Origin of the sequence: Mesorhizobium sp. WSM4307 (genome assembly GCF_007003945.1) — a bacterium.
Lineage (GTDB): Bacteria > Pseudomonadota > Alphaproteobacteria > Rhizobiales > Rhizobiaceae > Mesorhizobium.
In genome coordinates, this window is the sequence record NZ_VFTB01000015.1 from 20,863 (window position 1) to 47,419 (window position 26,557).

32 protein-coding genes and 1 pseudogene are annotated in these 26,557 nt (G+C 62.2%); 21 read left to right on the plus strand and 12 right to left on the minus strand.

Annotation, left to right across the window (positions count from 1 at the left end; translation table 11 throughout):
* Positions 1 to 4: 4 nt before the first annotated feature.
* Positions 5 to 931, minus strand: coding sequence for a LysR family transcriptional regulator (locus FJV83_RS30390; RefSeq protein ID WP_095774384.1), 927 nt, complete (start codon positions 929 to 931; stop codon positions 5 to 7).
* A 3-nt stretch (positions 932 to 934) separates the two neighbouring features.
* The gene (locus FJV83_RS30395) at positions 935 to 1,657 is read right to left on the minus strand and encodes a L,D-transpeptidase (protein ID WP_246691937.1); all 723 of its coding nucleotides are present in this window, start codon (positions 1,655 to 1,657) and stop codon (positions 935 to 937) included.
* A 291-nt stretch (positions 1,658 to 1,948) separates the two neighbouring features.
* Between FJV83_RS30395 and FJV83_RS30400 the strand changes: the two genes are divergently transcribed.
* The 12 genes from FJV83_RS30400 to FJV83_RS30455 all read left to right on the plus strand — a co-directional run bounded on the left by FJV83_RS30400 (position 1,949) and on the right by FJV83_RS30455 (position 10,955).
* Positions 1,949 to 2,530, plus strand: a complete 582-nt coding sequence (locus FJV83_RS30400; protein WP_246688915.1) for a type III secretion protein — start codon at positions 1,949 to 1,951, stop codon at positions 2,528 to 2,530.
* On the plus strand, positions 2,505 to 3,170 hold the full coding sequence (locus tag FJV83_RS30405; protein WP_185976826.1) for a hypothetical protein: 666 nt from the start codon (positions 2,505 to 2,507) through the stop codon (positions 3,168 to 3,170). The genes FJV83_RS30400 and FJV83_RS30405 overlap by 26 nt, the downstream gene beginning before the upstream one ends.
* A gap of 79 nt (positions 3,171 to 3,249) precedes the next feature.
* The gene (gene sctJ, locus FJV83_RS30410) at positions 3,250 to 4,017 is read left to right on the plus strand and encodes a type III secretion inner membrane ring lipoprotein SctJ (RefSeq protein ID WP_246691938.1); all 768 of its coding nucleotides are present in this window, start codon (positions 3,250 to 3,252) and stop codon (positions 4,015 to 4,017) included.
* Complete coding sequence (locus FJV83_RS30415) at positions 4,014 to 4,631, plus strand: SctK family type III secretion system sorting platform protein (protein ID WP_142887073.1); 618 nt, start codon at positions 4,014 to 4,016, stop codon at positions 4,629 to 4,631. The genes sctJ and FJV83_RS30415 overlap by 4 nt, the downstream gene beginning before the upstream one ends.
* Before the next feature lie 4 nt (positions 4,632 to 4,635).
* Positions 4,636 to 5,256 carry a type III secretion system stator protein SctL gene (gene sctL, locus FJV83_RS30420; RefSeq protein ID WP_095774388.1) on the plus strand — a complete coding sequence of 207 codons (621 nt, stop codon included), beginning with the start codon at positions 4,636 to 4,638 and terminating at the stop codon, positions 5,254 to 5,256.
* Positions 5,253 to 6,611 (plus strand): FliI/YscN family ATPase, encoded by a 1,359-nt coding sequence (locus FJV83_RS30425; RefSeq protein ID WP_142887075.1) that lies wholly within the window; start codon positions 5,253 to 5,255, stop codon positions 6,609 to 6,611. Before sctL ends, FJV83_RS30425 begins: the two co-directional genes overlap by 4 nt.
* The gene (locus FJV83_RS30430) at positions 6,598 to 7,086 is read left to right on the plus strand and encodes a hypothetical protein (protein WP_095793050.1); all 489 of its coding nucleotides are present in this window, start codon (positions 6,598 to 6,600) and stop codon (positions 7,084 to 7,086) included. The genes FJV83_RS30425 and FJV83_RS30430 overlap by 14 nt, the downstream gene beginning before the upstream one ends.
* A gap of 152 nt (positions 7,087 to 7,238) precedes the next feature.
* On the plus strand, positions 7,239 to 8,213 hold the full coding sequence (gene sctQ / locus FJV83_RS30435; RefSeq protein ID WP_185973467.1) for a type III secretion system cytoplasmic ring protein SctQ: 975 nt from the start codon (positions 7,239 to 7,241) through the stop codon (positions 8,211 to 8,213).
* Complete coding sequence (sctR, locus tag FJV83_RS30440) at positions 8,206 to 8,859, plus strand: type III secretion system export apparatus subunit SctR (protein WP_142887078.1); 654 nt, start codon at positions 8,206 to 8,208, stop codon at positions 8,857 to 8,859. Before sctQ ends, sctR begins: the two co-directional genes overlap by 8 nt.
* Before the next feature lie 19 nt (positions 8,860 to 8,878).
* Positions 8,879 to 9,148 carry a flagellar biosynthetic protein FliQ gene (locus FJV83_RS30445; RefSeq protein ID WP_095774393.1) on the plus strand — a complete coding sequence of 90 codons (270 nt, stop codon included), beginning with the start codon at positions 8,879 to 8,881 and terminating at the stop codon, positions 9,146 to 9,148.
* Between the two features lie 9 nt (positions 9,149 to 9,157).
* Positions 9,158 to 9,973: a type III secretion system export apparatus subunit SctT gene (sctT, locus tag FJV83_RS30450; RefSeq protein ID WP_142887080.1), complete on the plus strand. Its 816-nt coding sequence runs from the start codon at positions 9,158 to 9,160 to the stop codon at positions 9,971 to 9,973.
* A gap of 157 nt (positions 9,974 to 10,130) precedes the next feature.
* On the plus strand, positions 10,131 to 10,955 hold the full coding sequence (locus FJV83_RS30455) for a DUF1445 domain-containing protein (RefSeq protein ID WP_095788778.1): 825 nt from the start codon (positions 10,131 to 10,133) through the stop codon (positions 10,953 to 10,955).
* 467 nt (positions 10,956 to 11,422) lie between these two features.
* Here FJV83_RS30455 and FJV83_RS30460 read toward each other — a convergent pair whose 3' ends face one another.
* The 4 genes from FJV83_RS30460 to FJV83_RS30475 all read right to left on the minus strand — a co-directional run bounded on the left by FJV83_RS30460 (position 11,423) and on the right by FJV83_RS30475 (position 13,610).
* Entirely contained in the window at positions 11,423 to 11,878 is a 456-nt protein-coding gene (locus tag FJV83_RS30460; protein WP_142887082.1) for a MucR family transcriptional regulator, read from the minus strand.
* Between the two features lie 362 nt (positions 11,879 to 12,240).
* Positions 12,241 to 12,690: a VOC family protein gene (locus tag FJV83_RS30465; protein WP_142887083.1), complete on the minus strand. Its 450-nt coding sequence runs from the start codon at positions 12,688 to 12,690 to the stop codon at positions 12,241 to 12,243.
* 42 nt (positions 12,691 to 12,732) lie between these two features.
* The gene (locus FJV83_RS30470; RefSeq protein ID WP_095774398.1) at positions 12,733 to 13,155 is read right to left on the minus strand and encodes a BA14K family protein; all 423 of its coding nucleotides are present in this window, start codon (positions 13,153 to 13,155) and stop codon (positions 12,733 to 12,735) included.
* A 32-nt stretch (positions 13,156 to 13,187) separates the two neighbouring features.
* Entirely contained in the window at positions 13,188 to 13,610 is a 423-nt protein-coding gene (locus FJV83_RS30475) for an EF-hand domain-containing protein (RefSeq protein WP_095774399.1), read from the minus strand.
* Positions 13,611 to 13,843: 233 nt separating this feature from the next.
* On the opposite strand from FJV83_RS30475, the gene FJV83_RS30480 reads away from it, so the two are divergent.
* The 5 genes from FJV83_RS30480 to FJV83_RS30500 all read left to right on the plus strand — a co-directional run bounded on the left by FJV83_RS30480 (position 13,844) and on the right by FJV83_RS30500 (position 16,216).
* A complete protein-coding gene (locus FJV83_RS30480) occupies positions 13,844 to 14,278 on the plus strand; it encodes an EF-hand domain-containing protein (RefSeq protein WP_095793054.1) in 435 nt (144 codons plus the stop codon).
* Positions 14,279 to 14,306: 28 nt separating this feature from the next.
* Positions 14,307 to 14,690 carry a hypothetical protein gene (locus FJV83_RS30485; RefSeq protein WP_095788775.1) on the plus strand — a complete coding sequence of 128 codons (384 nt, stop codon included), beginning with the start codon at positions 14,307 to 14,309 and terminating at the stop codon, positions 14,688 to 14,690.
* A 91-nt stretch (positions 14,691 to 14,781) separates the two neighbouring features.
* Entirely contained in the window at positions 14,782 to 15,378 is a 597-nt protein-coding gene (locus FJV83_RS30490) for a sigma-70 family RNA polymerase sigma factor (RefSeq protein WP_095774402.1), read from the plus strand.
* Entirely contained in the window at positions 15,375 to 15,815 is a 441-nt protein-coding gene (locus FJV83_RS30495; protein ID WP_142887085.1) for a hypothetical protein, read from the plus strand. Before FJV83_RS30490 ends, FJV83_RS30495 begins: the two co-directional genes overlap by 4 nt.
* The gene (locus tag FJV83_RS30500) at positions 15,812 to 16,216 is read left to right on the plus strand and encodes a periplasmic heavy metal sensor (protein WP_142887087.1); all 405 of its coding nucleotides are present in this window, start codon (positions 15,812 to 15,814) and stop codon (positions 16,214 to 16,216) included. The genes FJV83_RS30495 and FJV83_RS30500 overlap by 4 nt, the downstream gene beginning before the upstream one ends.
* 679 nt (positions 16,217 to 16,895) lie before the next feature.
* Here the strand turns inward: FJV83_RS30500 and FJV83_RS30505 are convergent.
* Positions 16,896 to 17,861 (minus strand): MBL fold metallo-hydrolase, encoded by a 966-nt coding sequence (locus FJV83_RS30505; RefSeq protein WP_095793056.1) that lies wholly within the window; start codon positions 17,859 to 17,861, stop codon positions 16,896 to 16,898.
* 119 nt (positions 17,862 to 17,980) lie between these two features.
* Here FJV83_RS30505 and FJV83_RS30510 point away from each other — a divergent pair, with 119 nt between their 5' ends.
* Together FJV83_RS30510 and FJV83_RS30520 are read left to right on the plus strand one after the other, a co-directional pair.
* Positions 17,981 to 18,703 carry a LysR family transcriptional regulator gene (locus FJV83_RS30510; RefSeq protein ID WP_142887089.1) on the plus strand — a complete coding sequence of 241 codons (723 nt, stop codon included), beginning with the start codon at positions 17,981 to 17,983 and terminating at the stop codon, positions 18,701 to 18,703.
* A 510-nt stretch (positions 18,704 to 19,213) separates the two neighbouring features.
* Positions 19,214 to 19,559 (plus strand): annotated as a pseudogene (locus tag FJV83_RS30520) (FAD-binding protein); the annotation flags it as partial.
* A gap of 467 nt (positions 19,560 to 20,026) precedes the next feature.
* Here FJV83_RS30520 and FJV83_RS30525 read toward each other — a convergent pair.
* Positions 20,027 to 21,088, minus strand: coding sequence for a site-specific integrase (locus tag FJV83_RS30525; RefSeq protein ID WP_142887092.1), 1,062 nt, complete (start codon positions 21,086 to 21,088; stop codon positions 20,027 to 20,029).
* Between the two features lie 115 nt (positions 21,089 to 21,203).
* Between FJV83_RS30525 and dusA the strand changes: the two genes are divergently transcribed.
* Positions 21,204 to 22,202 (plus strand): tRNA dihydrouridine(20/20a) synthase DusA, encoded by a 999-nt coding sequence (gene dusA / locus FJV83_RS30530; protein ID WP_095774408.1) that lies wholly within the window; start codon positions 21,204 to 21,206, stop codon positions 22,200 to 22,202.
* A gap of 2 nt (positions 22,203 to 22,204) precedes the next feature.
* Here dusA and FJV83_RS30535 read toward each other — a convergent pair whose 3' ends face one another.
* On the minus strand, positions 22,205 to 22,912 hold the full coding sequence (locus tag FJV83_RS30535) for a TIGR02281 family clan AA aspartic protease (protein WP_142887094.1): 708 nt from the start codon (positions 22,910 to 22,912) through the stop codon (positions 22,205 to 22,207).
* A 111-nt stretch (positions 22,913 to 23,023) separates the two neighbouring features.
* On the minus strand, positions 23,024 to 23,254 hold the full coding sequence (locus FJV83_RS30540) for a DUF1289 domain-containing protein (RefSeq protein WP_064988667.1): 231 nt from the start codon (positions 23,252 to 23,254) through the stop codon (positions 23,024 to 23,026).
* Between the two features lie 197 nt (positions 23,255 to 23,451).
* On the opposite strand from FJV83_RS30540, the gene FJV83_RS30545 reads away from it, so the two are divergent.
* Positions 23,452 to 24,450 carry a nicotinate-nucleotide--dimethylbenzimidazole phosphoribosyltransferase gene (locus FJV83_RS30545; RefSeq protein ID WP_095774410.1) on the plus strand — a complete coding sequence of 333 codons (999 nt, stop codon included), beginning with the start codon at positions 23,452 to 23,454 and terminating at the stop codon, positions 24,448 to 24,450.
* 19 nt (positions 24,451 to 24,469) lie between these two features.
* Here FJV83_RS30545 and FJV83_RS30550 read toward each other — a convergent pair whose 3' ends face one another.
* Positions 24,470 to 24,997 carry a GNAT family N-acetyltransferase gene (locus FJV83_RS30550; protein WP_095774411.1) on the minus strand — a complete coding sequence of 176 codons (528 nt, stop codon included), beginning with the start codon at positions 24,995 to 24,997 and terminating at the stop codon, positions 24,470 to 24,472.
* 32 nt (positions 24,998 to 25,029) lie between these two features.
* On the minus strand, positions 25,030 to 26,550 hold the full coding sequence (locus FJV83_RS30555) for a HAMP domain-containing sensor histidine kinase (RefSeq protein ID WP_142887095.1): 1,521 nt from the start codon (positions 26,548 to 26,550) through the stop codon (positions 25,030 to 25,032).
* Positions 26,551 to 26,557 lie beyond the last annotated feature (7 nt).

A 26,557-nucleotide genomic window follows, 5' to 3' on the forward strand; every position in this document is an offset into this window, starting at 1 on the left:
GGTTCTAATCGGCAGGTTGGGCCTTGCCGATTCTTGCGGCGAATGCATGTGCGATGCAGCCGGCCAGCTTTGCCGCACGCTCCGCTATCGGATTGGACGGTTCGGAGGAGTATGAAGCGGTGAACCGCAGGTCGGAGGGATGCCATTCGCAATCGACGATGCGCAGCGAGCCGCTGGCAGTATGATCCTGAACGACTTCCCTGGGGAGGGAGGCGATACCGATCCCGTTCAGCGTCATCGTGATGGAGGCGGCCAGCGAATTGGCCGGAAAGATACGCGGCGTCGCTTCAAGCTCACCGGTCAGCTTGCGGTAAAGTTCGCTGTAGGGTCTCGTCGTGCGCGCATAGCTGATAATCGGAAATTGCATCAGGTCGCTTAGCGTCAGCTTGCCTCGATTGGGCAATTTCAAGGACGGCGAGCAGACCCATACGAGCGGAAAGGAGGGCAGCTCCATATTCTCGATGCTGTATTCCTGAATGGGGCCCATCAGCACCGCAAGATCAAGCCGGTGGGACATGAGCTCATTGCGCAGCGTCGTCGTCGTGTCGACGACGATGTCGGTATCGACGAGCGGATAGTTCGCCTGCAATTCCTTAAGGAAATCCGCCAGCCAGGTGTGCACGATGGTCTCGGCAACCCCGAGCCTGAGCACGCCCGCTGTTTCCGAAAGGGAGCTTGCGGTCAATTGCAGCCGTTCGGCGACACGCAGGACCCGCTGCGCCGGCGGCAGCAGCCTTTGTCCCTCGGCGGTCAGCCTTACGGTGCTGCTCTGCCTTTCGAACAGCTTGGCGCCGAGCGCTTCTTCCAGACTGGCTATCCGGGTCGATACCGCCGGCTGCGTTGTGTTCAAGCGTTCCGCAGCCTTTCGGAAGCTTCCGAAAGTTGCCACCAGGAGAAAGGTTTCAAGCTGCTTGATGTTGAAAGGGATCACGATTCAATGCCGGACAATAATCTGGGCGCCGATCTTCACTCGGTCATATAGGTCGATAACGTCTTCATTGGTCATTCGAATGCAACCGGAGGAATTGGCCTGCCCGACGGTCCATGGCTGATTGGTGCCATGAACGCGATAAAGCGTGTTGCCGATGTAGAGCGCGCGTGCGCCCAGCGGGTTGTTCGGTCCTCCTGCGACGCGCGCCGGCAGCAAATGGCCCTTCGATGCTTCCCTGAACCGCATGTCGGCCGGTGGTCGCCAATCCGGCCAGTCCTTCTTGCTCGAAATCGTGTCGCGACCGGACCATTCCAGACCCTCCTTGCCGACGCCGACCGCATATCGCAGCGCCTTGCCGTTTCCCAATATGTAATAGAGGCGCCGCTCCCTGGTGTTGATCACGATTGATTCCTTCGGTTGCGTCTCAGCGAAATCGACGATCTCCCTCGGTATTGCCGACCATGCCGGCCGTATTTCGCCATCCGAGGCCTGGCCGGGGGCGGATGGCGAGACAAGCACATTTCGGGCTTGATCGTAGCTCCAGCTTCTCGGGTCGTAGCCGCTGTTCGATTGACCTTGCGCCGGCGCCATCGCGGCAGTCAACGTGGCAGCGACCAGAACCGATTCACCCAAGCCCTTGCCGAGCCGCTCCCCGATCAGGGGCCATTGCCAAGCAATGCCGGTCGGACCATTCAGGCTCAAGAGCAGGTTCTTGCGTGCCGCCACCTGGGCTGATCCCTTCAAATCCGAGCAACAAACCGGCGACCGCGAGCCTTCGCTGCCCGATTCCAGCCCGCACCATATCGCTTTGCTCACTGACCGCAACATTTGGAACTAACTACGTGAGTTCAATCCAATTGGACTTCCATTTTAGCGACGCACGCGATAGGGTGAAATTGGCGGGTAACCCATGAGACGGGCGACGCGGGCTAGCTCCGCGCGTCCGTGATAGGATCAATTTTGACGGGTCGCGTTACCTGCCTCGTGGACCGGTTATCGGGAGCCAACGCTGCCTTCATGGCTGGTGTGATCCTGCTGTTCACGCTTGCTGCTTCGCAGGCGAACGCCGCCGAGCCGCGCTGGCCCGCGGGCCCCTACAAATATATCACCATCGACCAGTCGGTGACGGATGCGCTCGCCGAGCTTGGCCGCAACATGCGGGTGCCGATGCGCGTCAGCAAGCTCGTTAAGGGACGTTTGAGCGCCGGTATGCAAGTTGGAACGGCGCGCGAATTTCTGGAAGATATTTGCAATCGATACGGTCTGGTCTGGCATTTCGACGGAATCGTCATGAACGTCGCCACCGAAGCTGAAATCCAGACCGAACTGATCCCGCTCGATGCCAACACGGCCGCCGGCGCGGAAGATCGGCTTTCGCGGCTGGGCGTCATCGATCCGAGGTTTCCGACCAAGGTCTCCAGGCAAGATGACGTCGTCTCGGTGTCGGGGCCGCCCTCCTACATCGAACTGGTCAGGAAAACGCTCGGAGTTCCTGCGGCGACGGGCACCAAGCAAGAGCCGGGCAAAGTTGTTTCGGTCCGCGTTTTCCGCGGAACGCAGGCGGAGGTGTATAATGTCCCCTCCGCCCAACCGAACTAGGAAAGAGGAGGGCAGGTCCATGCAAATCGCGCCGATTGGAGCTCTGGAAGCTACGCTTGCAAACTTGACCACCAGCATAAGCTCACAACAGCAGATCACCGCCGGCGCTGCAGCGCAGCCTGGCAACGGAATTGTCGGAGCCAAGCAGGAAAAGCACGCCGCCGCGAAGGTCAACACGCCTGAGCGCGGTGATGTCGCCACACGTGCGGGTCAGCAGGTGGCACAGGCATCGTCCGGCGCCAGTCCGGCAGCGGCTGGACAGTCCTCAAAACCGGGAAGGACGGAGCCGATCGTTGAGCGCAAACTCTTCGACTATCTGGCCGAGGTGGAAAAGACCGGAGGGGGCCCGGCCACGGATCCCTCGGCCTTGTTCGGCTCCGCTGTCCAGTCGCTGGAAGGAACCATGCAGCAGGTCCAAAAGGCCCTTGGCAAGGCGAACATCCCGGCGCAAGCCGAAACCGCCGCCACGCCGGATGCCGCCGCGGCAGGCAAGGAAGCCGAAAATGCGCCGGCAAAGAATGCCCAGCACCTGCTCGAGCGATCCATTTCGGTGATGTGGGCAGCAGCCAATCTGGAAGTCGTGACCAGCAGCGTGAAGGCCGTGACGTCGTCCACCAGCACGTTGATCAAGCAACAGTAGGCGCCGCGGAATGCTCGTGCCCGAATTGTTCCAGTCGCGACGGTCGGCGCTGTTCAATCGATGTGCCGCACGGTGCCGCGTGGCGCTTGTCGTCGCCGGCATGCTGATGCTCCAGGCCTGTTCGGTGGAACTCTATTCCAACCTCGATCAGCGGCAGGCCAACGAAATCGTGGCCACGCTAATGCGTCACGGGATTTTGGCCCAGCGCGAGGCCGGCAAGGACGGCAAGATGACGGTTTCGGTGCAGAAGGGCCGCTTTGCCGAGGCAATGGCCCTTCTCGACGAAAGCGGTCTACCCAAACAGGAATTCCAGACGCTCGGCGACGTATTCAAGAGAGGCGGGCTCGTATCCTCGCCGGTGGAAGAGCGGGCAACGATGATCTATGGCCTGAGCCAGGAGCTGTCGCAGACAATCTCCGAAATCGACGGCGTGCTTTCCGCGCGGGTTCACCTGGTCCTGCCCGAGAATGATCCGCTGAGGCAGCAGTTGGTGCCGTCGTCCGCGTCGGTATTCATCAGGCATCGCGCATCGGTGCCGATGAACGAGCTGATCCCGCAGGTCAAGATGCTGGTGGCCAAGGGCATCGCCGGGCTGACCTACGACAATGTCTCCGTCACGCTCATTTCGGTCGCCGCGACCGCCCCGGAGCAGGAATCCGAGCCAGGGTTCATAACTTTCCTTGGTCTCTGGCTGCATCCGGACAGCGTGGCGGCGGCGATGTGGCTGTTCTACGGCATGGCGGCCGCGATACTCGCGCTGGCCGCCCGGTTGGCGTACCTGCAGTGGTATCGACGGCCTAATGTCTACGCCCTTGAAGCTTCCGCAGTCCCCGCGAGGAAGGCATGACCGGGGCCGGCTCGGAGCAAGCGGCCAGCCCGGAATGGCAGGCCTTCATCTCTAGCCTCGCATCCTATGCGGACGCGGCCCGACTCGCCGAATGCTTTGACGATGCGATCAGCGAAGCTGCGTGCCAGCGCATGTTGCAGTCGCAACGCCTGCATGAGCGGTTGTCGAAGCTTCTGCTCGATCACTACCGGCTCTCTTGCGCGGCCGATGAGCCGTCGGACGACGTGGATCGGGCGATTGCCTTGTCGTCGGGCGAGGAATTGGAGGACCTAGCTCTTCGCTCGGGTGCGATCTACTGGGCCGGCAATCTTGCCGCCGCCATTGACGGGCGCGAAGCCGATGCGTTGCAGACTGCGCTGGGCGCGGATCTCTGCACTTTTGCGGTTGCCAATCGCGATCTGGCCGGTCCAACGCGGCCGTTGCACCCGCTTGAGGATATCCGCGGTCGTGTCTATGCCGATGGTTTGAGCTGCCTTGGCGGATGGTGCCAGGCGATGCCCGGCGAGACAGGTGCGCGCGTCCGCATCAAGCTCATGCCGCACGAATTCGTCGACCGGACCGCCAAGCCGTTCATCGAGGCCGGTCCGGCAATTGTGCGGCGAGCGATGGGTTAGCGCGATGGCCGAAGCGGACACCGCGACCGTTGAAATACCAAGGCGCCCCTATGCCCGCATCCTGCGCGCCGCTGAAGCGCGGGCCTGGCAGGATGGATATGCATTTCTCGATGCCGCGAGGCGTGATGCCCAGCAAATGCGCGAAGCCGCCCGGCGCGCCTACGCAGCCGAATACGCTCAGGGTTATGAGGACGGCAAGGCGCAAGGCGACGCGGATGCCAGCCGGCTGATAAGCGAAACGGCAGTCAAGGTGGATCGCTATCTGGGCGGGCTCGAAGCCGAAGTCACCGGGCTCGCCCTCGAGGTCGTCAGGCGAATTCTGGGGGAGTTCGACGTCGGCACGCTTGTCGCGAGGGCTGCTGGACAGGCCGTGACCGAAATTCGCCGTGCCAGATATCTGAAAATCCGTGTCCATCCCGCTTCCGTGGACCGGGTCCGCGAGGAGCTGGACACGGTCTTGCGCAACAGCGATCTGGGCATGATGGTTGAAATCGATGCGGATGATGCGCTGGCGCCGGCGGCCTGCATCCTCTCGACCGATATCGCCGTCATTGACGCCAGCATCGACGCCCAGCTCGATGCCGTCGCCGCCGCAATCCGGTCAAGGGCCGAGGCGCCGGCATGACAGGTCCCGCCATCGATATCGAAAGCCGTCTGGCGTCCATCATTCCAAACCTCCGTTCTGGCCTTCGCGACGATTCGAGCCGTCCCCGCAAAGGACGTGTCCGACGGGTCACCGGAACGGTCATTCATGCGACCGTCGAAGAAGCCAGGATCGGTGAGATATGCGAGCTGGTCGACCCCAGAACCGGCCGGACGACCAAGGCGGAAGTCGTAGGCCTCATGGATGAGATGGCGGTCCTTGTTCCACTGGGCGATCTGACCGGGCTTTCAAGCCTAACCGAAGTCGTTGCGACCGGGAAGGACCAGCTGGTGCCCGTCGGCCCCGGCCTTCTGGGCCGGGTGATCAGCGCGTTCGGCGAACCTTTGGATGGCAAGCCGCTTTCGCCGGACGGCATTGTCGGCAGCTATCCGGTCAATGCCTATCCGCCATCCCCGCTGGAGCGCAGTCTGATTTCCGAGCCGATCCAGCTCGGAATCCGCGCCCTCGACGGGCTGCTCACCTGCGCACGCGGGCAGCGCGTCGGTATCTTCGGCGAGCCAGGCGTCGGCAAGTCCATCCTGCTTTCCGATATCGTCAGCGGCACCGACGCCGATGTCGCCGTGGTCGCCCTGGTTGGCGAGCGCGGGCGCGAGGTGCGTGAATTCCTCGAACATCAGCTTGGATCGGAAGGGCGCGAGCGGGCGATCGTCGTCGTCGCGACTTCGGACCGGCCCGCCATCGAGCGTGTCAAGGCCGCCTATGTGGCGACAACCATAGCCGAATTTTTTCGGGACCAGGGCAAGCATGTGCTGCTTGCGATGGACAACATAACGCGGTTTGCGCGTGCGCAGCGCGAGATCGGCCTGGCCTCGGGCGAGCCGCCGACGCGCCGTGGTTTCCCGTCTTCGCTGTTTGCGGTCCTGCCGCGTCTGCTCGAGCGCTCGGGCCCCGGTCGAGTCGGGTCCATCACAAGCCTCTACAGCGTTCTCCTGGAAGGCGACGGCACGCTGGATCCGGTCGCCGAGGAAATCCAGGCGCTGCTCGACGGCCACGTCTTCCTGTCGAACGAGCTTGCGCAACGCAACCATTTTCCCGCCATCGACGTCCTGCGCAGCCGAAGCCGCCTGATGGATGCCGTCGTGCCGCCGGCACATCGGGCTGACGCCGGCCGCTTGCGCGAACTGCTCGCCCGCTATGCCGACATCGAACTGCTCCTGCGCGTCGGCGAGTACGAAAAGGGCAGCGATGCCGTGGCGGACGAGGCGGTAGCGAAGATCGATGCCATCAACGCCTTCCTGCGCCAGCCGTCCGCAACATATGAGACCATCGACGGGACACGCCAGCGCATGCGGGAGATCGTCAATGAAGGAGCCTGACATGATCGCTCGACTGCGCGACCTCAGACGCCGCCGCCAGGAGCGCGCACAGGAAGAGGTGATCATAAGGCGCGCCGCCGCCAACCAGGCCGCGAGGGAAGTTCAGGAGGCGGCCGCGGCCGTCACGGAACACCTCCTGCGCACTGCTAACGCCGAGGATGCGGCCTTCGATGCGCTGGTCGGGCAGCCGGTGAATGCCGCCAGCCTCCACCGGCTGCAGGGACGGTTCGAGGTCGCCGCCAGGAAAACCGGGCAGTTGCGTGAAGGCGAGAAAATGGCCGGCGTCGTCGAGAAGCGACGGAAAGTCGAGCTGTCGGCAGCCCGCAACGACCACCGTGCGAGCATCAAGGCTGTGACCAAGCTGGACAGGCTGTCGGAGCAATTGGCCAAACGCAACGCGCGTCGCCGCCAGGCCCTCGCCGAGCTTTCCGAGGAAGAGGAGCGCGGCCAGCCGCGCTTGTCCACAGAACGATAGCCCAATCCGTGATTGATATGGATGTGATGCCTCAAGACTTCGCGCCGGCAAGAACGAAAGCGCGGGCAAAACCGGCGAAACGCGCGGCGGTACAGTCGAGCAGCGGAGAGCCACTGACTTTAGTAACCGTAGCGACCGCGGATGTCGGGGCGTTGAACGCCTTCTACCGTCGCCGCGCTGCCGCGGAGATCACGATTGCCGGGAAGGCCATGGCGATCGCGGCCGCCTGGCCGGGGCTGAATTCCGCGAACCAGCCGCTATGCGCTGTTGGCTTCACTGTCGGGGACATGGCCGGGCAATTGCGCCTGCCGCTTTCTGTTGTCGAGCGAGGTCTCGCCAGGGTCGACGGGGCGGTCGATATGAAACGGCTTGCGCCGGCCCACGCCGCGCTCCTGTTGGAGGCCACGTTCGAAGACGATCTCGAATATATCGAGGCCAGACTGGGCGAGAAGATCGCGATCACCTCGCTGGCACCGGCAGATGCCGTTTCGGGGGAAACTCCATTCGCTTTCGCCCTGACCGACAAGGATGACACCATAGGCTGCGTCCTGACGACGAATGACACCGGTCTGCCGGTACGGATCGGCCGCCTTCTCGACGAGCTCGGCAAAACCACGCCGCCGATCCCGGCCGAATTTCCGCTGTCGGTCCGTCTTTGGCGCGGTCCGCTTGCGATCACCATTGGCGAGCTTCAAAGCCTGCAGGCTGACGATGTGGTGCTGTTCGACGACACGGCGGAAGAGGGCGTGGCGACGCTCATCATTGCCGAGCGCCTTTTCGCGCCTGTGGGCCTGACCGCCGGCGGCCCGCAATTGCTTGCCGCACCGACCGCAATCACTGGATCGAACTGGGAGTGGGCTATGAACCAGAATACGCCGCCGCCGGACACCTTGGAAGAATCGACTTTGGACGAATTGCCGGTAGTCCTTGCCTTCGAGGTCGGCCGCACGGCAATGCCTCTTGGAGATGTAAGGCAGCTTGCGCCCGGCGCCATCATTCCGCTCGTCGAGGTAACCGAGGCGACTGTCGACATCCTTGCCAATGGCAGGCGTGTCGGCCGCGGCGAGATCGCGCGGATCGGAGAAAGCCTGGGCGTGCGGGTCCTGCGCATGTTCGACAATGCTTGATAACTCGCCCAACCTGCTTGGAATCCTTATCGCCGTCGGTGTGGTTGGGTTGCTGCCTCTGGCAGTCGTCACGATGACGGGCTTCCTGAAGATATCGGTCGTGCTGTTCCTCATCCGCAACGCGCTCGGCGTTCAGCAGATGCCGCCCAATCTGGTGCTCTATGGCATAGCGCTCGTGCTGACGGTCTATGTCACCACGCCATTGCTGAGCGAAATGTCGAGCCGGCTTCAGGAAGGGCAGGTGCAGTTCCAGACGACGGATGACCTTGCCAGGGCAGCACAACTCGTCAGGGAGCCGTTGCAGCGCCACCTCATGAAGTTCACCCAGCCACAGGAGCGGCAATTCTTTCTCGACGGAACGAACCACCTTTGGCCGGAACAGGCGCGGCAAAACCTCAAGGACGACGACCTGTCAATCCTTGTCCCTGCCTTTGTCGCATCCGAGCTTACCCGTGCCTTCGAGATCGGCTTCCTACTTTATCTGCCTTTCCTGATCATCGATATCGTCGTTGCGAACGTGCTGATGACGCTCGGCATGATCATGGTTTCGCCGGTCCTGATTTCGATCCCGCTGAAACTGTTCCTTTTCGTCGCGATAGACGGCTGGTCGCGGCTGATGCATGGCCTCATCCTGAGCTACTCATGACGCCGCCGGGGGTTTTCGCATGAGCAATGATTTTATTCTGGCGAAGGTCCAAGGCGCGCTTCTCACGGTTTTGCTGGCCTCCAGCCCGGCCATCGTCGCGGCACTGGCCGTCGGCGTGCTCGTCGGCCTTGCCCAGGCACTGACACAGATTCAAGATCAGTCGCTGCCGCAGACGATAAAGCTCGTCGTCATCCTTCTGGTTATCATCGTCTTTGGTCCATTGCTCGCGCAGCAGATTGCGCAACAGGCGTCGACCGCGCTGGACGAGTTTCCCATCGTCACCCGCTGAGATACGAGGATGCCGGTCGAACCGCTCTTCACCTCGGTCAAGGAGCTCCAGTTCTATCTTCTGGCAGGTGCTTTCGCGCTCGCGCGCATGACCGGGTTCATGCTGCTCATGCCGCTTTTTTCGCGTGTGCCCCTGTCAGGACTTCTGCGCAATGGCGTTGCGTTGGCGCTGGCGGTTCCGGTCTTTCCGATGATCGTGAGCAAGCTGACGACCACCGATCTGCCGATGACGATGATCGTGCTGTACATGCTCAAGGAGGTCGTGGTCGGGGTGACACTCGGGCTGGCGATGGGCATACCGTTCTGGGCGGCGGAAGCGGCGGGCGATATACTGGATCTGCAGCGCGGCTCCTCGATGGGTGCGCTGATCGATCCGATGATGACCCATGAGACAGGGGCCACGGGCACCTTGCTCGCCATCATCATGGTCACGATCTACCTTGCAGCCGGCGGCCTGCAGCTTTCGTTGACAGGCCTCTACGACAGCTATGGTCTTTGGCCGATCGATCATCTTCTGCCTGTGTTCAGCAAGGGCGCGGCTGGAATCTTTCTCGATCTCATGAACCGCATCCTGGTGATGGCGCTGACCCTCGTTTTCCCGCTCATCATCAGCATGCTCTTGTCTGATATTGTGCTGGCCTTCCTGGCGCGTGCCTCACCGCACCTGAATGTTTTTGCGCTTTCGCTGGTCGTCAAGACATTGGTCTTCAGCCTCGTCTTCGTCCTCTACGCGGCTTTCCTTCTCTCTTACATGAATCGCGATCTCGCCTTTCTGCACGAAGCGGGCCGGCAGATCGAAGCGATCGGCTGCCGCGATTGTCAGTGAGAGTCAGTATGTCTATGCAAAACTGCTAATAACTTAGACTTTGCCATCTAAGCAATAAATACAATTTATCGACGAGGAAAGATTCTGTTGATTTGACAATCCGCTAGGTCGCCATGATCCTACACTCTTTCCTGAAACGTGTGTATTTTCGGAAACCATGCCTCGCCAAGTCACTTCATTGTTCTATGACAATTTGCGGCTAGTCGATGCAGACAAACTGCGGACACTGGTCAGGACGGGCGAATATGAAGGGCGCACAGGAGGGCTTGCAAGAGGCAAGCTTCAAGCCAACGTCGTGATTGTGCCCCGTCGCTTTGCAAGCGATTTCCATCAGTTTTGCGTCCGCAACCCTAAAGCCTGCCCCTTGGTCGCGGTAAGCCGCGCCGGCAGCCCATTGCTTCCAGCGCTAGGCGATATCGATATCCGCACCGATGCTCCGCAATACAATATCTATCACTTTGGGGAGGTGATCCGTCAGAGGACAGATATCATCGACCTTTGGCGGGACGATTTTGCCGCCTTCGCGCTCGGCAGTGCGCTTACCGTCGAAGCGGCCCTCGTGGAAAAGGGCGTCAAGCTCCGCAGCATCGGCCACGGCAAAGCCCTCCCAAAGTTTCGGACCAAGATCATGACGCGCGGCGCGGGACCTTTTGGTGGCGAGATGGTCGTGTCCATGCGTCCCATGAGACGCTGCGATGTCGACAAGGTTCGCGCCCTCACCGCACGCTTCCCGCTTGCCCACGGTTCTCCCATCCATGTCGGAGATCCATCGATTATCGGAGTAAGAGATCTGACCGCTCCCGATTGGGGCGATGCGGTCGAAATCCTGGAAGGGGAGGTCCCAGTGTTCTGGGCCAGCAGCCTGACCGCGCAAGATGCACTTGCTCGCGCCGAACTCGCGATCTCGATCACGGTATCGCCAGGGCATATGTTGATTACCGACGTCGACGCCAAAGCGGATGCGGGCACTTTCAAGGTGTGATAGCAGCGGTTCTGGCATCCAGCGATACCGTTGTCCTCATGTTCGGAAGTTGACGACCGAGACATGTTGGGAGCATCCGTCGGCTTTTCAGGTCTAGCCCCGAACCCGTCAGTCCGCTTGCGACCCCAAAAGCGGTTCTGCAATTTGGGGGTTCCTGGAAGCTTTTCGAACTTTCTGCGTTGCGCCTCCAGGTGAATTGCGCTCGCTTGTGATGGAAGTTCGATGTCTCTATCCGCAGCTATGCGAACTTGAGCAATACGAATTCTGGGGTTCGAGTCGGTAGAGCGCTACACAGCGAGACCCACTATCGAGGAAGCACTCTTCTACTATCGGCGATGCTCAGTCGAGAATTTAAACGTCGAAGAGCGCCTGGTATAAGGTGGTGCGCCCCCGGCATGTCGCCGGTGGGTCGTTTTGGTCGAAAAACCAGAGCGCCCGAGGTGGGACGCTCCAGAAGCTTGTCTCTACTAGGCCCTGGACTTGCGCTTGGCAGGGACTTTTTTAGCAGAGACCGGCTGCGGTTTGCGTCCTAGCCCCGCCGCCTTCGCAAGTGTTGATCTTTGAGCCGCGTAATTCGGCGCAACCATAGGGTAATCCGGCTTCAATCCCCATTTCTCGCGATATTCATCCGGAGAGAGTCCGTAGTGTACCGAGAGATGCCGTTTTAGCGATTTGAATTTCTTCCCGTCTTCGAGGCAGATGATGTAGTCCGGCGCTACCGACCGTTTCGGATTGATGGCTGGCTCCTGTTTCGGCAGCTCGGCCACATTCGGCTGGCCAAGGCCTGTCAGTGACGAATGGATCGACGCGATGAGATCTGACAACGCAGCAACGGGTAGTGGATTTTGGCTTACATAGGCAGAGACAATGTCTGCAGTCAGCCCGACGAGATCGGCCGTCTGGGCTTCGTTTTGATCGCTCAAGTATCAGCTCCTACGATAGGGATAAAGCTCGCCCCACGCATCTGTCGTATACCGCAATTTTGAGCGATGCCGAGAGAAATTCCACCAGCGGATACTGTTAGATGGATGTCACGGAGACCAAGCCACAGAGCGCTTCCAATTCGCCTGGGGTTCTTGGAAGCTTTTCGAACTTTCTGGATCGCGCCGCAGCCCGAGTTGCAGTTGCTTATGGACAAGGTCGGTCAGTAGATTCGATTTTCGGATAAGAGGTGTCGACCTCTGGCACGTGTGCCTTGCTGATAGCGCGCGTCAGCACGAGCGCCTAAGTATTCCCAACGATAGCTTTGCGCCCATGCAGGCAGCGGCATACGTCAAAACAACGCTTAAAGCGTGTCGTCTGAATCCGTTGAGACGTGACGCTCGGTTCTGCCGCCCCATTCCTCGGGCGCGACATCGGCGATCGTCTGCGAGAAAGTCCAGGCGTGGCCGGCGAGATCGCGGCAGGAATATTGCCGTTCGCCATAGGGGTAGCTCGTCGGCGCGGTCAGCGCCATGGCGCCGCGGCGCATCGCGCGGCGGTGGTGCGCATCGACATCCTCGACACGCACCATCACCGAGAATCTCTCGTCGCCGGGCGACAGCGCGGATCCGCCGCTCTTCAGGGTCGTGACCACGACGCCCCCGTCGCCGAAGCCGAGCTGGACGCGATGATTGCCGATCGTCAGCCGCAATTCGAATCCGAAGGCTTCGCAGAGCCAACGACTCGCCGCTTCCACATCTGGGTAGGCAAGCACCGGTATGACCGTATTGGCAGGCATGGAGCGGTTCTGCATGGGCGAGCCTCCTTCCGGGGTCGATGACGGCAGCGCCGCGTTTCAATTATAGGGCGACCGGCATTGCTGTAGAGGGCCGTCATAGGGCTGGTAGCTGTTATCCCAGGCGCGGTAGGAGCGGTAGTGGTCAAAGCACCAGCGCACATGGGCGGCCGCCAGGCGCGCCGCGGGGGGCGGGGGTGGCGCTACCGTGGCGGCCGCCACGCCGGCCGCGAAGGCGGCGGCCGGGAACCAGTAGCCGTTGTAGTAGCGGTAGCCGGGCCGTACACGCCAATAACCCCGGTAACCATTGTAGTAATAGGCGCCGCCGACAACGTAGAAACCGCGCCGGTACCAGACCGGCGTTGCCTGGCTGGTCACGGACGCCGGAACTGCCGGCGCCGCAAGCGGCATGGCCTCGGCCGGCGAGGCCAAGATCACGGCGCCGAGCATCAGGCCGCAGAAAGCAGTGATCATTCTCTTCATCGATAGTCTCCTCTGATTTGGTTTGGCATGGATCACGGGCGCTTCAGCGCCCGCAGTTCGGAAATCGAAAGCGCGCCGTCGCCGTCGGTGTCTGCCTGCAGCAGCCGGTCGGGAATGGCGGCCGTGAATTCGTCGCGCGAGATTTTGCCGTCGCCGTTGCGGTCCATGCGCCCCGCCTCGGCCTGCAGCCCCGTGAACCGTGCGGCCTGCACGTCGCGCTTCGCCTTGACCTGTGCCATGGCCGCCTGCACCTCGTCGGGGTCGAGCACGCCATTGTGGTTGGCGTCCAGCCGGTCGAACATCAGCGCCCGCGCTGCCTGGATCTCGCTGAATTCGAGCTTTCGGTCGCCATTGGTGTCGATGCGCCGGAACGCCTCCCTGGCGCCTTGGTCGGCTGCGAATGCGCTGCAGCCGCACAGAAGCAGCCCCGCAAAGGCGGTCACGATCTTGGTCATCTGGGTCTCCGCTGAAATCGACGGCCCGCCGCGGACCGTCCTTGCAGCGTCTCCTACGCAAGAGTTCGCCGGCTCCTACGCGCCGTCTTCGAATTTTTCGGAAGGTCGATGCACGGGGCACCGCGGTATGGCGGCCGCCAAAAAAATCCGGACGTCGGCGTAGGAGCACGAACCGGGCTGCGTATTGGCCGACAGTCGCTCCCCCGCGACGTCACAATCGAAAGGAACCACCCATGAAACGCTCAGCGATCCTTGCGGGCCTGCTTCTAGGCCTCACGCCGATCTGCGCCGCCGCGGCGCAGGACATGCCCGGCCAGCGCATCCTCCAGCGCCTCGACACCAATGGCGACGGGGCGATATCGAAGGACGAGATCCTTGGCGCCCGTGAACGTCTCTTCAAAAGGCTCGACCGCAATGGCGACGGCGTCATCGACGAGAACGAGATCGAGACCGCCCGCCAGGCCATCGATGACCGCGCCCTGGCAGCCGAGGCCCGCCTCGGCAATCGCTGGCGGCGCATGGACAGGAATGGCGACGGCAAGGTCACCGAGAGCGAGTTCCAGGCCAGCACGCCGCTCTTCGATCTCGCCGACCGCAATGGCGACGGCAGGCTCTCCGCCGACGAGATCGCGGCGATCCGCAAGATCGTGGCTGCTCACGCCAACTGACCAACCTGCCTGCCAGAAAGGAAATGACATGCTTTCAAGACTCAAACTTCCGCTGCTTTGCCTTGGCGCGATGGTCGTCTGGTCGGCCGCTTCCCCGGCCTCCGCCGAGGAGTGGACGCGCAAGACCGCGCATGGCGGCGAACTGAGCCGCAGCGTCGACCGGGACGGCAATATCTACACCGGCTCGACCACGCGCACCGGACCGAACGGCGGCACCTACACGTCCAATTCAACCTGCAAGGCCGGCGTTGTTGACCGCTGCTCCAGGAGCTATTCTGCCACCGGGCCGAACGGCAAGACCGTTTCAGGTCAGCGCTACAGCGCGGCCGGACCGTTTGGCGGCCGTTCTGTCGGCAGCTTCACGGGCCCGAACGGCAACACGGTTCACGGCTTCCGCCGTTGGCGCCGCTGATATCTGGTGGTGGACTTGACGTCGGAATTCGTTCTTCTCCCGAGCCGGATCGTCGCAGACTTCTCCCTCGCCGCCGGGGGCTCCTCGACCGGTGCCCGCCGCCGTGCGGGATGAAGCCTCCAATGGCGACGAGGAGCTTCTGGCCCGCATCGCCGCGGGCAGCCAGGCGGCTTTGTCCGCGCTCATGGCCCGTCACGGCCGTGGGCTGCGGACATTCGCCACGCGTTATCTCGGCCATGCGGCCGATGCCGAGGACGTGGTGCAGGAGGTGTTCGTGACCGTCTGGAAACAAGCCGCGCGCTTCGATCCCGGCAGGGCGCGCGCCTCGACATGGCTCTACCGGATCACGGCCAACCGGTGCATCGACCAGCGCCGGCGCCGCGCGCTGCGCAATTTCTTCGGCCTGGACGACATCGGCGAGGAGCCGGCCGCGCTGGAAGCGAATGCCGAGACTGCGACGGCGGCAAGGCAGGAGCTGGCGATCGTGCGCGATGGCCTGTCGCGCCTGCCGGAGCGCCAGCGGATGGCGCTGCTTCTGCGGGCGGTGGGCGAGCTTGACATCGCGGCGATAGCCGAGGTGATGGGCGCCAGCGCGGGCTCGGTCGAGCAGTTGCTCGTGCGCGGACGCCGCGCGCTCAGGGATCATTTGGCAGATGCGGCCGGGGGCCGCGAAAGGAAGTCCTCATGACACGCGAGGAATTCGAGAACAACCGGCGCCGCTTCGGCGACGACATCGACGCCTGGCCGGCGTCCTTGAAAGGCCCGGCCCTGGCATTCATGGCGCTGGAAGGCGATGCCGGCGCCGACACGGCGCTCGACAGGCTCGTGCGGCAGGCCGCGCTGGTCGAGAGCGACGACCGCGCTTTGGCGCGCAAGGTGATGGCGCGCATCGATCGCGGCGCGGCGCGTCCTTCGCTGGTGCCGCGCTTCCTCTTTGCGCCGACGGGCCTCGCCGCTTGCGCCGCCGCCTTGCTTGTCACTGCGACAATCGCCGGCTACCAGGTGGCGCGCTTTCAGGACCAGTCCCAGGATTCCGAACTTCTGGCGCTCGCTGCGGGCGCCAGGCTTGCAGATGACGGAGGGTCGGCGATCACGGCCGATCCGGGCGAGGGGGATCCGCTATGACCAGGCGCTCATGGACCTGGGCGGCCGTGCTGGTTGTGCTCGCGCTGTCGCTTGCCCTCAACTTCTTCTTCATTGGCTATGCCACGCATGGCCTGCGCCAGGCGGCCGTTGCGCGCGGGCTGCTGGCGGAGGTCGCGGGCGCCTATTCACCTGAGGTGCGCAAGGAGTTCCGTGCGGTCATGCGCGACAACCGCGCCCGCACGTTCGAAGCGCTGCGGCAGCTGCGCGCGGCGCGCGCCGACCTTGCGGCGGCCGAGCGGGCCCGACCCTTCGACGAAGCGGCGGTCAGGCAGGCGATGGTCGCGGTGCGCGCCGCCACGACCAATCTTCAGGCAACGGTCCAGGATTATCTGCTTGCCGCCATGAAGAACGTCAATGCGAAGCCGGCCGGCGGCGGATGAGCGGTCGCCGCACTCGCGGCACAGTTGCCGTGACCTATTTCAACATCGGAAACATGCTGACGGACCAATGCGGCACGACAGGCTTGTCCTGATATTGCTCTGGCGAGAGCTGGTCGCCGGCCTGCGCGCGGTGCGACGCCGCGATCTTGCCTGGATTGCGTTCGGCGGCGGCGGGCTGCTCGTTTATGCACCTTTAAAGGCGGGTTAGTCGCGCGTCGTACACCGCGCACATGGTTGGTTCATCCAAAAAGGGAACGGACGCGTGACGGAGGCCGCTCGATGAATCGGGTCAAGTATCTGAAATGGGCCGAAAGTTGCAGCAGCAACCGACGCCAGGCCCGCCCCCTTTTTACTGTTTCTGCAAGCCGGACGCCCCCAGCAGAGACTAGACTAGACGCCTCACCTAGCGCCATGACGCATCGCGTCGGCAGTCTGGCCGTCGACGACATTGCCGCCGTCGCAGCGAAATAGCTTCCCGGGCTGCTTCTTCGAAACAATCCTGACCGCTGACTCGTCTGACGGGTAGGTTCTCGTGCCTCAGTCCGTGGCTTCGACAATGACAGCTAACCTCAACGTGCCAGGCGAGGCGCAATGTTAGCGGTCTGGCGGATGGAACTCGCGTAGAATCCGCCAGAACTCGCGTAGATTTCGCCAGCGATCCGTCCAACTTGGGTTGCAGCTACAGCGCGTACGGCCATTCGGCGGCCACGAAACGGTAGCTGCCATTTTCGGAAGCGATGTGGCCAAAACCGGGAAACGGCATGTGCATCCCCGCTAGAAGGATGCGATCGTAAGCTGCCTGGTCAAACGCGCGCTTGCGGGACGCTGCAGCTTGGTTTCCATCAACGTCAAAGGCAGGACCCCATTCGGGATGGGCGAACTGAAATGCGGCATGGTGTACAATATCGGCCCAAATGAAGAGGGCATCGTCTCCGGAACGGACCATAACGCCGGTGTGGCCGGGTGTATGGCCGGGGAGCGGCACGGTCCTTAGCTCGCCGAATACCTCGGTTTCATCGGAAAACTGTGTCAGACGCTTTTGGTAAGCTTTGGCGACGGCGCGAGCTCCAGAGAAAAATGGCTTGAATGCTGCTGGAGCCTGGCCAAGAGCGCCCTCGTCGTGCCAGTAGCGAAAGTCAGCTCCCGAAACAATCAGCTCCGCGTTTGAATACACGGCCTTCCCATGCGGATCGATGGCGCCGCCAACGTGATCCGGATGCATATGGGTGAGCAGGACCGCATCAATCTGCTCGGGTTTGACCCCGACCGCGGCAAGTGCTTGCGACACCTTTCCGAGCGTTGGACCGAAGAGATCAGCTGCCCCTGTGTCGATCAGCACAAGGCGGTCGCCCAGGTTGATTAGATAGGCGTTGACCGGGCTCAAGCGCGGCGAGGGCGGCTGGAATTGTTCGCGGGCGAGGCGGGCAGCTTCTTCCTCCGGTGCTTTGAATAGGGTGGCGGGCATTTCCATATAACCGTCAAGAAGAGCGGTCACCTCGATCTTTCCGACCTTCCGGCGGATCACGCCGGGCACCGGGGTTGCGGCAGGGGGAACCGCGGCAAGAGCGGCAGGGGAGCCGGGGAGAACGGCGAGCGAAGCGAGGCCGGCAGAGACGGCGAAAAGGTTTCGACGTGAGATAGACATGTGAGCTCCTGGAAGTTTCGGACGATTGGCTGAAGTGCTATATCGCGATTATCGCCGCTGATTAATTCCGCCAAACTTGATAACATTTATCTCGGCTACTTATAAATGGGACCGCCACCTTGGATCGTCTTTCGATGTTGTCGTGTTTCGTGCGCGTCGCAGAAAGCGGCAGCTTTTCGGCTGCGGCTCGTGATCTTCAGCGCGCGCAGTCTGCCGTAAGCCAGCAAATCCGGGCTTTAGAAACCCAGCTGCAGACTCGGTTATTCGATCGAACAACGCGAAAAGTTGCTTTGACGGAGGCGGGTGCTCTTTATCTGCAGCATGTCAGAGGCGTACTGGAGCGCATGGAGGAAGCCGACCAGATCGTCAGTGATCTAGACGCAGGAATCACGGGTCGATTGGCCGTTAGCGCGCCTGTTAGCTTTGGGACCCAAATTCTGGGCGCATACCTTTTTCAGTTCAGGGAAGAGCACCCGGGCATCGATTTGGACGTCTCACTCTCCGATCGCTTCGTTGATCTGGCCGCCGACGGCCTCGATCTCGCGGTTCGGATGGGACCGGTTACGGAAAGTCAGCTGATCGTGCGAAAGATAGGGCTACTGAATCGCAGTCTCGCGGCGACGCCTCAGTATCTTGATGGGCATGGACGGCCGAGCCATCCTGCGGATCTGAAGCATCACGATTACGTCGTACGCTCGTATCTAGAAGGCGCCGAACAGATCCGTCTGACGCGATCCGCAGAGGTCACGGAAGTTCTCGTAAAGCCAGTACTCAGATCTGACAATTCACATCTTATATGCGAGGCGATCGTCGCAGGCATGGGGTATTGGACTCGTCCATGACGTCCTTCTGGATCCGATGATTGCGTCGGGCACACTTGAACGCGTGCTTCCCGATTGGCGGCACGAGCCACAGGTCATTCAGGCCGTCTATCTTTCGAATCGCTATGTTCCTAGAAAGGTGCGCGCCTTCGTCGAGGGTCTGGCAAGATTTCTGCGGACACGTGGAGCGCTCGCAGAATGAGGGCACAAGCCGATCTTAGCGACAAGGTCGTCGCGGATAAGATCGATTCCGCGATTTTGATGGAGACGCATCCAGCCGTGCCAGCGACAGATTTCGTTCTTGCCGCTTCTGACCAGAAAATGATTCTCTCGCAGTCGCTTTGGCCGACGATGCCTGGCGCCGGTCGTCTTTCTCTTGGCGCTCGTCTTGGTTCTTGCAGAGCTGGTGCTGAGCCGGACTTGGTTCGGCCGGGCGCTTTATGCCGTCTGAGGTAACCGGACGGCTGACTCCGGATTTCGGAATTCCGGATCTGGGTCGCTGCCTATGCTGCCAGCGGCGGCATTTCGGCAGCGGTGAAGATCATCGTCTCCAGCGGCCGGGCGCTTGGCTCGCCGGAAAAGTTTGCCGAAGTGACCGCCGGCAGGCTCAGCGCCGCCGTCGGCGTCTCGAGCCGCGGTAGACGCGGGCTACGCGCCGAAAGACTTGCAAGTCGGCCAGACCGGAAAGATAGTCGCCCCGGACCTTTACATCGCCTGAGTGATTTCCGGCGCCGTACAGCATTTGGCCGGCATGAAGGATTCTAGGGTGATCGTGGCGATTAACACCGACGCCAACGCGCCAATCTTCCAAGTCGCCGATTACGGAATCGTTGCCGATCTTTTCGAGATCTTGCCCGAGCTCCAACAAACCCTCTGACGACAAGACGGACGACCGCAGCAGGGACCGTATCCAGCCGAGCACCGGGTCGCCATCTCTTTGCGCGAGCCACATCATATTGGCTGTGAAGCCAGCAACAGGCAGCGGCAGCTCGCGCAGTCCTAGCGGCCAATGTGCCGCCGCCATCTTGCTGAAGCGCCGGCCGAGAGCGATGACGAGCCCTGTTTCGGCGACGATCTGCGGAGCGTGGAGGAAGTTCGGAACCGTGAGAAGGACTCGGCGCATTAGCCCCAAGGGCCGAAGTGCATCGTCGACCTGTCCGACCGGACCCCAGAAGAGGAAACCAAGGCCCACTCGAAGCCCGTCATGTCGCGCGGCGCGAGGGTTTCCGCAGCCAGGATCGGATGGCCCTGATGCGCGACGATGACAAAGTCGTCCTCAAACAGCTGCTCGGTCCATGGAGCGCTCAACGCGGTCCCGACTGATGCTGCCACCCCTCACCACCATCATGCAGCCTTTGTCGCGTGGATGGTATGAAGCATCTCCGGCTTTAGATGAGTGTATCGCCGTAGCATCTTCCAATCTTTGTGCCCTGTGACCAGCGCGACCTGTTCAATTGTGAACCCAGCTTCAAACAGACGGCTCGTTCCTTCGTGCCGCAAGTCGTGAAAATGAAGGTCCTGGATGCCAAGGTCAGCGCATCCTCGGCGGAAAGCGGTGCCGATTGACCTATGATTGAACGGGAAAATGCGATCATCGTCATTGCTGCGCCTTGCACGTTCCTCCTCGATAATAGCCCACGCATCGTAGCCGGTTGCGGCGAATAGCGGTATGCGCTGATTGTTCCCGTTCTTGTTCCTAGGATCTTTTCGGTCGCGGATGAGTAGCATCCGCGTGCGAGAATCGACGTCAGACCAACGCGCCTTGCAAATCTCCTCCTGCCGCATGGCCGTAGCGATGGCAAAGCGTATGATCCGACCGACAGGCGCTATCTGCAGAGGGTTTGAATTGAAGTGGGCGATGAGCCTATCGATCTCATCTTGGGTGGGACGTCTGTCTCGCTCGTTCCCTTTACCCACAAGGCCAAGCCTTGTCAGAGCGATACGCGCCAGATCAACCGGTTCGACCTTGACTGGCAGACCGTGAACCGCCGCAGCATGAGAGAGGACAAGTTTTACAAAGCCGATGTCGATACCAAGAGTCATCGGCCCGGCGCCCTGGACGGCCCGCTCTCGGCCGAAACGAATGATCCGTTCGCGATCGAGAGCCGCTATGTTGCACTTCCCCAGATGTCTTCGCAGCATATTGAGGGCTGCGGCCTTGGAGCGGCGAGGGGACTTGCCTACATCGCTCATGTCGCCGATATGAAGGTCGATGAGGTCGCCGAAAGTTTTCAGGCGCGCTATGCGGGACTTGGTCGGCGTCTCACCGCGATCGACCTGGCGCTCTGTCTCGGTCGCCCAGCGCCGTGCGTCGTCTCGGCGAAGGAAGGTCTCGCTGACGTAGCGTCCTTTGCGACGGACCTGGACACGCCAGGAACCGGACGAGAGCTTTGTGTAGGTGGCCATTTTTTCGTGTGCGCTCCGTGTGCACTGAGAGATCGAAACGTGGCGAAAAGGGTCGTATTCTGGCGTAAATTCGGGTTGGGCCGCTAGGACCTAAGAATTTGATGTTAAAGAAAAAATGCTGAAAAATCAAGATCATAGAGTCGCCGTGGCCCCGATGATGGACTGGACGGACCGGCATTGCCGGTTCTTCCATCGCCAGCTGACGAGCCATGCGCTGCTCTACACCGAAATGGTGGTGGCCGACGCGGTCATACAGGGCGCGCGCGAGAGGCTGCTCGGTTTCGATGCGGTGGAACATCCGGTCGCGCTGCAGCTCGGCGGCTCGGATCCGGCGAAACTTGCCGAGGCGGCGCGCATTGGCGAAGCCTTCGGCTATGACGAGATCAACCTCAATGTCGGCTGCCCGTCCGACCGCGTTCAGTCGGGCACGTTCGGCGCCTGCCTGATGAAGGTGCCCGACCTCGTCGCCGACTGCGTCGCGGCAATGAAGGCGACCGTGACAATCCCCGTCACCGTCAAGTGCCGAATCGGCGTCGACGAACAGGATCCGGAGCTGGCGCTGGATGCGTTGGCGAACGGGGTTTTCGCGGCCGGCGCCGACACCCTGTGGGTGCATGCGCGCAAGGCGTGGCTGGAAGGGCTGAGCCCCAAGGAAAACCGCGACATCCCGCCGCTCGACTATGACAGGGTCTATCGCCTGAAGGCCAAAAAGCCGAACGAATTCATTGGGATCAACGGCGGAATTCAGTCGCTTGAAGAGGCGCGCGCGCATCTCGATCATGTCGACGGCGCCATGCTCGGCCGCGCCGCCTACCACACGCCAGGCATATTGGCCGGCGTCGACGCAGCCTTCTACGGCGCAAGGCCCGAGGCGTTCGATTTCGCTGGGCTGATCGATGCCATGGCGGACTATTCGGCGCGCCACATCGAACGGGGCGGGCGGCTCGGCCATGTTACCCGCCATATGGTCGGGCTGTTCCATGGGCTGCCCGGTGCACGCCGCTACCGCCAGATCCTGTCGACCGACGCAAACCGGCCCGGTGCCGGGCCCGACGTGCTGAAGACGGCTTTCGCGGCCGTCGAATTCGGTGGAAGGGCCGCCAAGGCGGCCTGAGCTCAGTCCCTGAGGATCATGCGGTCGCCACGCACGTCGAAGCCCGACAGCGAGCCAATGAAATTCATGCCGAGCAGACTTTGGCTCAGCATGCCGGGTGCCGCGACCATCACCGGCATGTCCTTGCGCACGATGCCGCCGATCGCCACCGCGTCGGTCTTCACCGCGGCGGCGCGCGCCATGCCGTTGGCTGTCGAAACCGGTATCGTGTAGTTGAGCGCCGCCGGATTGAAGCCGGCGGCCTGCGCATCTTCCGACGTCAGCACAGTGCTGGTCGCGCCTGTGTCGACAACGGCCCGGATCGGGTTGCCGTTGACCAGGATGCGCGCTTCGAAATGGCCATTGTCGGCCTTGTCGAGGGTCACCGTGGCGTGGCCGTCTTCGACACCAAGCGCCAGCGGGCTGCCGGGAACGAGGCCCGCGGTCACCCGGCTGGCGACGTCTTGCAGTTCGTAGCGGTACTGGTAGCCGGCGATCAGCGCCAGCACGATTGCCGCCCAGGCGCCGAAATTCCGTGCCATGTCGCCCAACGGGCGGCCCGATCGCAGCAGGCCGGTGGCGATCAGGGCGCCGAAGGCGCCAAGCCATATCAGCCTGCCAAAATCGTAGTTCTCGACGCCAAGCGTGCTGCCGGCGGAATCATTGAGCACGAGCAGGGCCGCTCCAACGCCGATCACCGCCATCAGAATCCAGAACAGTCGGCTGCTCATCCGTGCCTCGCTAGAGCAATTCCAGGAAAAGTGTGAAAACGGTATTCCATAGGAATTGCGTTAAAACAAAGAGTTGGAGCGGTTCGCCGCTTCCGTGAAACGGTGAAGGCTCTAGAGTACGTCGCGTTCGCGCGCCATGCGGGTGCGGCGCGTTTCGCGGCGCGGCCGGCGCTCGACCGTTTCCAGTCGGGCCGGCAGTTCGGCCATCACATTGCGGCGTGATTCGGGCGTCATCCCCATCCAGGCGCCGATTTCCTCGCGCGTGCGGCCGCAACCGAAGCAGAAGCCGGTTTTCATGTCGATCGAGCAGACCAGGATGCAGGGGGATTCGATGGCCGTCATGACTTTCTCTCGAGGGATCCGTGCGGACTCCGCTCTTCCACCTCCACATGGTGCAACGGCAAAGCCAATGCAAGCCCTCGCGATCGCGCCTTCCCGGGCCATCTTTGCGGCAATCAAGGCTGATGTTTGGGAGAGGTTGTGCCGATCACGCAACGCGGCTATGCCGCTCACCAAATCCAGGAATGATTGCTCACGACATGACCAGCGCTCTGCCTTTCGACGATTTTCGCAACCTGCTCGACAATCTGCCGGCAGCCGACCTGAAAGCCGAAGCGCGCGTGCGCGCGCTGTTTGCCAAGGCCGACAAGCCAGCGCATTCACTCGGCCGCATCGAGGACATCGCGGCGTGGCTTGCCGCCTCGAGCGGCCGGGCTCCGCCCGCGGTGACACGGCCGCTGATGGCAATCTTTGCCGGCAATCACGGCGTGACCCGTCATGGTATTTCGCCGCGTCCGGTGGCGGCAACCGCCAACGCGGTCGAGCTTTGCGCGGCAGGCGGTGCGGCGATCAACCAGATCTGCATTGCCTATGATCTCGGATTGAAGGTGTTCGATCTTGCCCTGCATATCCCGACCGGCGACATCGCAGAGGATGCCGCGCTCGACGAGCGCGGCTGCGCGGCGACCATGGCCTTCGGCATGGAAGCGATCGCGGGCGGCACCGACCTGCTTTGCCTCGGCGATCTCGGCGTCGGCAATTCCACCGTCGCCGCCGCCCTGCTCGCCGCCCTGTTCGAGGGAAGGGGTGCCGACTGGGTCGGTCCGGGATCCGGCGCCGACGCGGCGATGCAGGTCCGCAAGGCCGATGTGGTCGATGCGGCGCTGGCTTTTCACCACGGCCATCTCGACGACCCGCTGGAAGTGCTGCGCCGGGTCGGCGGCCGCGAGTTCGCCGCGATAGCCGGCGCCATTCTCGCCGCGCGGATGCAGAAGATACCCGTGCTGCTCGACGGTTTTGCCGCAACGGCTGCCGCGGCTGTGCTTTATGTCGCAAACCCCGCTGCGCTCAAGCATTGCCTTCTCGCCAGCCTGTCGCCGGAGCCCGCGCATGCAAGGGCCGCCGAACTGCTTGGCTTGCGCCCACTGCTAGACCTCGGCATAAGCAATGGCGAGGGGGCGGGGGCGGCACTTGGCGCGGGCCTGGTCAAGGCGGCGGCGCTGACCAGTTCAGGCATGGCGGCGGCGGTTCGGATCTAGAGGCTTCCCGCCCGGCGCATCACCGCCTGGGATTGGGGAGACGATAGACGACCGAGGTGTATTTCGGATTGGAGCGGGTCTCGACGATCGAGCCGCCGAGGCTTTCCGCGATTCTTCGGCTCGCCATATTCTCTTCGGCGACAGGATATTCGAAGCCATCCGGATCGAGTTCCTCGGACGCCCATGCCACCACGGCGGCGACGGCCTCCCGGCCGATGCCGTTTCCATGGACGTCCTCCCTTATCCAAATTCCGATTTCGGGACAGGCCGTCTTCGCCGCATGCAGGCCGACAAGACCCATACAGCGATCGTCCGCCAGCGAGCGCACAACAAAATGCAGATCCGATCCGTCGAGGATCGGCGCCAACCAGGATCGCCATACCTCGGCAAAGGCCGTTGATGATCGAGGTGGTTCCCACTGCATGAAACGGGTGATTGCGGGCGTGATGGCGGCAAAGACCTCGTCAGCATCAACGGCCGCAAACAACTTGAGGCGAAGTCGGTGCGATTTGATTTCGACGCTGCCGGCATCCCAGTCTGCGGTCATTGCGGTCCGCGTTCCCCTTTGAGGCCGGTCGCCTAACGCCGTCGCGCCGCCACCGCCGCGGTTGGCAACGCCGGCAGTTCTTCCATCACCCGGCTCAGCGGGAAGATGGCAATCGCCTCCGTGCCTTCACGCAGCTTGGAATGCAGCTCGAATTCGCCGCCATGCATGGCAAGCAGGCCTTGCACGATCGGCAGACCGAGCCCGGTGCCTTGTTCGGCGCTCTTGATGGCGATCGAGCCCTGGCCGAAAGCCGAGAGCACGACCGGGATCTCGTCCTCGGGAATCCCCGGGCCATTGTCCTTGACGGAGATGTATTGCCCGCCGCCCGCCGTCCAGCCGACGCGGACGCGGATCTCGCCGCCGGTGGCGGTAAATTTGATGGCGTTGGAGAGAAGGTTGAGCGTGATCTGGCGCACGGCACGCTCGTCGGCGAACAGCCGCGGCAATGTCTGTTCGAAATCCTGGATGACGCGGATATCCTTGTTGCGCGCCTTCAACTCCATCATGTGGCAGCAATCCTCGACGATGTTGAGCAGCATCACCGGCTCTTCGTTGAGCTGGTAGCGACCGGCCTCGATGCGCGACAGGTCGAGGATCTCGTTGATCAGGTCGAGCAGGTGCTGGCCGGAATCATGCACGTCATGGGCATAATCGCGATAGGTGGGATTGCTCATCGGCCCCAGCACCTCGTTCGCCATCACCTCGGAAAAGCCGAGAATGGCGTTGAGCGGCGTGCGCAATTCATGGCTCATCGAAGCGAGGAACCGCGACTTTGCCAGATTGGCATCCTCGGCCCGCCGCCGCGCCTCATCCGACATGGATTTCGCTGTCTCCAGTTCGGCGATCAACGCATCCTTTTCGGAGCGGAACGACAACAGCATCAGCGAGGCGCGGTTGAGCTGACGGGCGACATAGACGAAGAAAGGCAGCGACAGGACAAGCAGCCCGGCCATGACCGCCTCGACCGGCATCCACAGCCTGGTGCCGACATAGGCGTAGAGCGCCACCGGCACGGCAAAAGTCGCCAGCAGCGCGCCGCTCAGCGATGAAGCCATGAGCGCCGTCCCGGCCATGGCAAAAAGCAGCACCACCGCCTTGACCACCTGAAACTGGTCGACAGCGCAGGCGCCGCAGCCGAGCACGACGAACCAGCCCCAGCCGAGGCCGCAAAGAAAATGGCCGACCAGAAATTCCCGTCGCGTTTGCAAGGGGTTAAGCTCGGAGGCTTCCGTGCGCTCGATGCGCCGTGCCATGAAGGCGACGATCGTATAGCAGATGAGCGTGAACAACGCCCAGAGCCCGATCTCATTACCGACGCCGGCGAGCCAGCCGCCAGCGGCGATCGCCAGGACGAACAGCGGGATCGCCACGGCGCCGCTTGTCATGGCGCCGGCGTGGAGTTTCAACAATTCGCGGTCGAAATCGGGATTGCCGGCTTGCTGCGAAAGACGGTCGCGCGTCTTGCGCACCGCACGCGCGACATCGCTGTTGCGATGCCGTTTCCTGCGGTCCACAATGAACTTGTCCGCTGTGTTCGAGCGTTGCAAGGGCATCAAAAAC